We start from the raw sequence: 5,447 nt of genomic DNA on the forward strand, positions 1-5,447 counted from the left end.
AAAATATGTGCCGCAGCGACCTACTCTCCCACACCCTGGCGGGTGCAGTACCATCGGCGCTGAGAGGCTTAGCTTCCGGGTTCGGAATGGGACCGGGCGTTTCCCTCTCGCTATGGCTGCGGCAACTCTATGGAGATGTGGTGGTTGGTTCCGACCGTTTCTCGGGAACCGCATAGTGGACGCATAGCATTATTGATAAAAGTCAAGTTATCGGCCTATTAGTACCGGTCAGCTTCAAGGGTCGTTAGTCCCCTCTTCCACATCCGGCCTATCAACCCCATGGTCTATAGGGGGCCTCTCGGAGCAAGCTCCGTGGAAATCTCATCTTGAGACCGGCTTCCCGCTTAGATGCTTTCAGCGGTTATCCGTTCCGAACGTAGCCAACCAGCCGTGCTCCTGGCGGAACAACTGGCACACCAGAGGTTCGTCCATCCCGGTCCTCTCGTACTAGGGACAGATTCTCTCAAATTTCCTGCGCGCGCAGCGGATAGGGACCGAACTGTCTCACGACGTTCTAAACCCAGCTCGCGTACCGCTTTAATGGGCGAACAGCCCAACCCTTGGGACCAACTCCAGCCCCAGGATGCGACGAGCCGACATCGAGGTGCCAAACCATGCCGTCGATATGGACTCTTGGGCAGGATCAGCCTGTTATCCCCGGGGTACCTTTTATCCGTTGAGCGCTGGCGCTTCCACATGCCACCAGCGGGTCACTAGTCCCGACTTTCGTCCCTGCTCGACCTGTCAGTCTCACAGTCAAGCTCCCTTGTACACTTGCACTCGCCACCTGATTGCCAACCAGGCTGAGGGAACCTTTGGGCGCCTCCGTTACTCTTTGGGAGGCAACCGCCCCAGTTAAACTACCCACCAGGCACTGTCCCTGATCCGGATTACGGACCGAGGTTAGATATCCAGAGTGATCAGAGTGGTATTTCAACAATGACTCCACCAATACTGGCGTATCGGCTTCAAAGTCTCCCACCTATCCTACACAAACCACACCGAATACCAATACCAAGCTATAGTAAAGGTCCCGGGGTCTTTCCGTCCTGCTGCGCGTAACGAGCATCTTTACTCGTAGTGCAATTTCGCCGAGTTCGCGGTTGAGACAGCGGAGAAGTCGTTACGCCATTCGTGCAGGTCGGAACTTACCCGACAAGGAATTTCGCTACCTTAGGATGGTTATAGTTACCACCGCCGTTTACTGGGGCTTAAATTCACAGCTTCGCCTTGCGGCTAACCGTTCCTCTTAACCTTCCAGCACCGGGCAGGCGTCAGTCCGTATACATCGTCTTGCGACTTCGCACGGACCTGTGTTTTTAGTAAACAGTCGCTTCTCCCTGGTCTCTGCGGCCTTCGAACGCTCACAGCAGCAAGTGCTGATCACGCCTCAGGCCCCCCTTCTCCCGAAGTTACGGGGGCATTTTGCCGAGTTCCTTAACCACGATTCACTCGATCGCCTTAGTATTCTCTACCTGACCACCTGAGTCGGTTTGGGGTACGGGCGGCTAGAACCTCGCGCCGAGGTTTTTCTTGACAGCATAGGATCACCGATTTCCCACTAATGTGGTCACCATCAGGTCTCAGGCACATGAACGGCGGATTTGCCTACCGTTCGCCCTACACCCTTAGACGTGGACTACCATCGCCACGCTCGGCTACCTTCCTGCGTCACCCCTGTTAATACGCTTGCCTACTAAGGACTTGGTTCACGCGCTAGCCGCAGCCATCACTCCGAAGAGATCCGGTACGGTTCGGGCGTTTAGCATTATCCGTTCAGCATGGGCGGTTCTTCGCCGGTACGGGAATATCAACCCGTTGTCCATCGACTACGCCTGTCGGCCTCGCCTTAGGTCCCGACTTACCCAGGGCGGATTAACCTGGCCCTGGAACCCTTGGTCATTCGGCGGACGGGTTTCTCACCCGTCTTTCGCTACTCATGCCTGCATTCTCACTCGTGTGGGCTCCACCACTGGGTTACCCCGCAGCTTCACTGCCCACACGACGCTCCCCTACCCATCCACACGCTTGGACCCACAAGGGGCCGGGCGATGTGTGAATGACACAACTTCGGTGGTGTACTTGAGCCCCGCTACATTGTCGGCGCGGAATCACTTGACCAGTGAGCTATTACGCACTCTTTCAAGGGTGGCTGCTTCTAAGCCAACCTCCTGGTTGTCTATGCAACTCCACATCCTTTCCCACTTAGCACACGCTTAGGGACCTTAGTTGGTGTTCTGGGCTGTTTCCCTCTCGACTACGAAGCTTATCCCCCGCAGTCTCACTGCTGCGCTCTGACTTACCGGCATTCGGAGTTTGGCTGACGTCAGTAACCTGGTGGGGCCCATCGGCCATCCAGTAGCTCTACCTCCGGTAAGAAACACGCAACGCTGCACCTAAATGCATTTCGGGGAGAACCAGCTATCACGAAGTTTGATTGGCCTTTCACCCCTATCCACAGCTCATCCCCTCGGTTTTCAACCCAAGTGGGTTCGGTCCTCCACGCGGTCTTACCCGCGCTTCAACCTGGCCATGGATAGATCACTTCGCTTCGGGTCTAGACCCAGCGACTGAATCGCCCTATTCGGACTCGCTTTCGCTACGGCTGCCCCTCACGGGTTAACCTTGCCACTGAGCACTAACTCGCAGGCTCATTCTTCAAAAGGCACGCCGTCACCCCTGCTAGGGAGGCTCCGACGGATTGTAAGCACACGGTTTCAGGTACTATTTCACTCCCCTCTCGGGGTACTTTTCACCTTTCCCTCACGGTACTGTTCCGCTATCGGTCAGTAGGAAGTATTTAGGCTTACACAGTGGTCTGTGCGGATTCACACGGGATTTCTCGGGCCCCGTGCTACTTGGGATAACTCTTCGAAGTGCACGCAATTTCGTCTACGGGGGTCGCACCCTCTATGCCGGGCCTTTCAATGCCCTTCGACTATCACGCACATTTTTGACTTCGTCCACCAGTATCAGCTGGTGATAAAAGGTCCCACAACCCCACATACGCAACGCCTGATAGCTATCACACGTATATGGTTTGGCCTGATCCGCTTTCGCTCGCCACTACTCACGGAATATCTCTTCCTGTCGGTACTGAGATGTTTCACTTCCCGACGTTCCCTCCACTCACCCTATATATTCAGGTGAGGGTCACTGGACATGACTCCAGCGGGGTTTCCCCATTCGGACATCCTCGGATCAAAACTTGTTTGCCAGTTCCCCGAGGCTTATCGCAGGCTACAACGTCCTTCATCGGCTCCTACTGCCAAGGCATCCACCATGTGCTCTTAAAAACTTGACCACAGATATCAAAGATGCTCGCGTCCACTATGCAGTTCTCAAGCTACGGGCGGTTCCACCCTCCATGCCGCCTATCCACACCAGTGGACGGTTCATGCACGTCGGTAAAGGACCAAACCAGAAAAACCTGGATCCCATACGGGCCCCGATCTTTCAGGACCCAACAGTGTGCCAACAGCGACTCTCCAGACTCTTAATCCGTTCCTACCAGCAAAAACCGGCGTACTTAGACCTCGAATCCTTCAAACCACTTCCATGTCGATGTTCCATCCATGAGCTCTCGCCGATCAACACATGTGACCGAAACGAGGCCTGGACAACCAAACCAAAGTCTGACTGCCAGATGCTCCTTAGAAAGGAGGTGATCCAGCCGCACCTTCCGGTACGGCTACCTTGTTACGACTTAGTCCCAATCGCCAATCCCACCTTAGACGTCTCCCTCCCAAAGGGTTAGGCCGACGTCTTCGGGTGTTACCGACTTTCGTGACTTGACGGGCGGTGTGTACAAGGCCCGGGAACGTATTCACCGCAGCGTTGCTGATCTGCGATTACTAGCGACTCCAACTTCATGAGGTCGAGTTGCAGACCTCAATCCGAACTGAGACCGGCTTTTTGGGATTCGCTCCACCTTACGGTATCGCAGCCCTTTGTACCGGCCATTGTAGCATGCGTGAAGCCCAAGACATAAGGGGCATGATGATTTGACGTCATCCCCACCTTCCTCCGAGTTGACCCCGGCAGTCTCCTATGAGTCCCCACCATTACGTGCTGGCAACATAGGACGAGGGTTGCGCTCGTTGCGGGACTTAACCCAACATCTCACGACACGAGCTGACGACAACCATGCACCACCTGTATACGGCGAAAAAATCACTCCCTATCTCTAGGGATAGACCGTATATGTCAAGCCTTGGTAAGGTTCTTCGCGTTGCATCGAATTAATCCGCATGCTCCGCCGCTTGTGCGGGCCCCCGTCAATTCCTTTGAGTTTTAGCCTTGCGGCCGTACTCCCCAGGCGGGGCACTTAATGCGTTAGCTGCGACGCGGAAACCATGGAATAGTCCCCACATCTAGTGCCCACCGTTTACGGCATGGACTACCAGGGTATCTAATCCTGTTCGCTCCCCATGCTTTCGCTCCTCAGCGTCAGTTGTGGCCCAGAGACCTGCCTTCGCCATCGGTGTTCCTCCTGATATCTGCGCATTCCACCGCTACACCAGGAATTCCAGTCTCCCCTACCACACTCTAGCCTGCCCGTACCCACTGCAGACACGAGGTTGAGCCTCGTGCTTTCACAGCAGACGCGACAAGCCGCCTACGAGCTCTTTACGCCCAATAATTCCGGACAACGCTTGCGCCCTACGTATTACCGCGGCTGCTGGCACGTAGTTAGCCGGCGCTTCTTCTGCAGGTACCGTCACTTTCGCTTCTTCCCTGCTGAAAGGGGTTTACAACCCGAAGGCCTTCATCCCCCACGCGGCGTCGCTGCATCAGGCTTTCGCCCATTGTGCAATATTCCCCACTGCTGCCTCCCGTAGGAGTCTGGACCGTGTCTCAGTTCCAGTGTGGCCGGTCGCCCTCTCAGGCCGGCTACCCGTCGTCGCCTTGGTGAGCCATTACCTCACCAACAAGCTGATAGGCCGCGAGTCCATCCCAGACCAAAAAATCTTTCCCAACCCTCACCATGCGGTGGAGTTGCATATCCGGTATTAGACCTCGTTTCCAAGGCTTATCCCAGAGTCTGGGGCAGGTTACTCACGTGTTACTCACCCGTTCGCCACTGATCCACAAGAGCAAGCTCTCGCTTCACCGTTCGACTTGCATGTGTTAAGCACGCCGCCAGCGTTCGTCCTGAGCCAGGATCAAACTCTCCATAAATGTCTTACAGCAAACCCAAACAAAAGTTCAGGATCACAAACACTACAAAGCGACCCGAAGGTCAAGTTCAATCTCTAGCATCGAACAAAATGTCACTGACATTTCGTTGTCTACCAAAGGAATCCAAACACCCCAAAAACATGGGATGCCGGAGATAATTGGCATCGACAATGTGGCACACTGTTGAGTTCTCAAAGATCGGACGCGCACCACCTCCACACCCTCACGGGCCCGGATTTGGGGCAACCCTTCTAACTTACTCCCTT

At 55.0% G+C, this 5,447-nt stretch carries 3 rRNA genes; all 3 read right to left on the minus strand.

Annotation, left to right across the window (positions count from 1 at the left end):
* Nucleotides 1-7: 7 nt before the first annotated feature.
* The 3 genes from rrf to AOP75_RS12305 all read right to left on the minus strand — a co-directional run bounded on the left by rrf (nucleotide 8) and on the right by AOP75_RS12305 (nucleotide 5,181).
* A 5S ribosomal RNA gene (rrf, locus tag AOP75_RS12295) occupies nucleotides 8-124 on the minus strand.
* 74 nt (nucleotides 125-198) lie between these two features.
* Nucleotides 199-3,304, minus strand: a 23S ribosomal RNA gene (locus AOP75_RS12300).
* A 353-nt stretch (nucleotides 3,305-3,657) separates the two neighbouring features.
* Nucleotides 3,658-5,181 (minus strand): 16S ribosomal RNA (locus AOP75_RS12305).
* Together the 16S, 23S and 5S rRNA genes form the textbook arrangement of a ribosomal RNA operon.
* Nucleotides 5,182-5,447 lie beyond the last annotated feature (266 nt).

The sequence above is a fragment of the Demequina globuliformis genome (assembly GCF_000975155.1).
Classification (GTDB): Bacteria; Actinomycetota; Actinomycetes; order Actinomycetales; family Demequinaceae; genus Demequina; species Demequina globuliformis.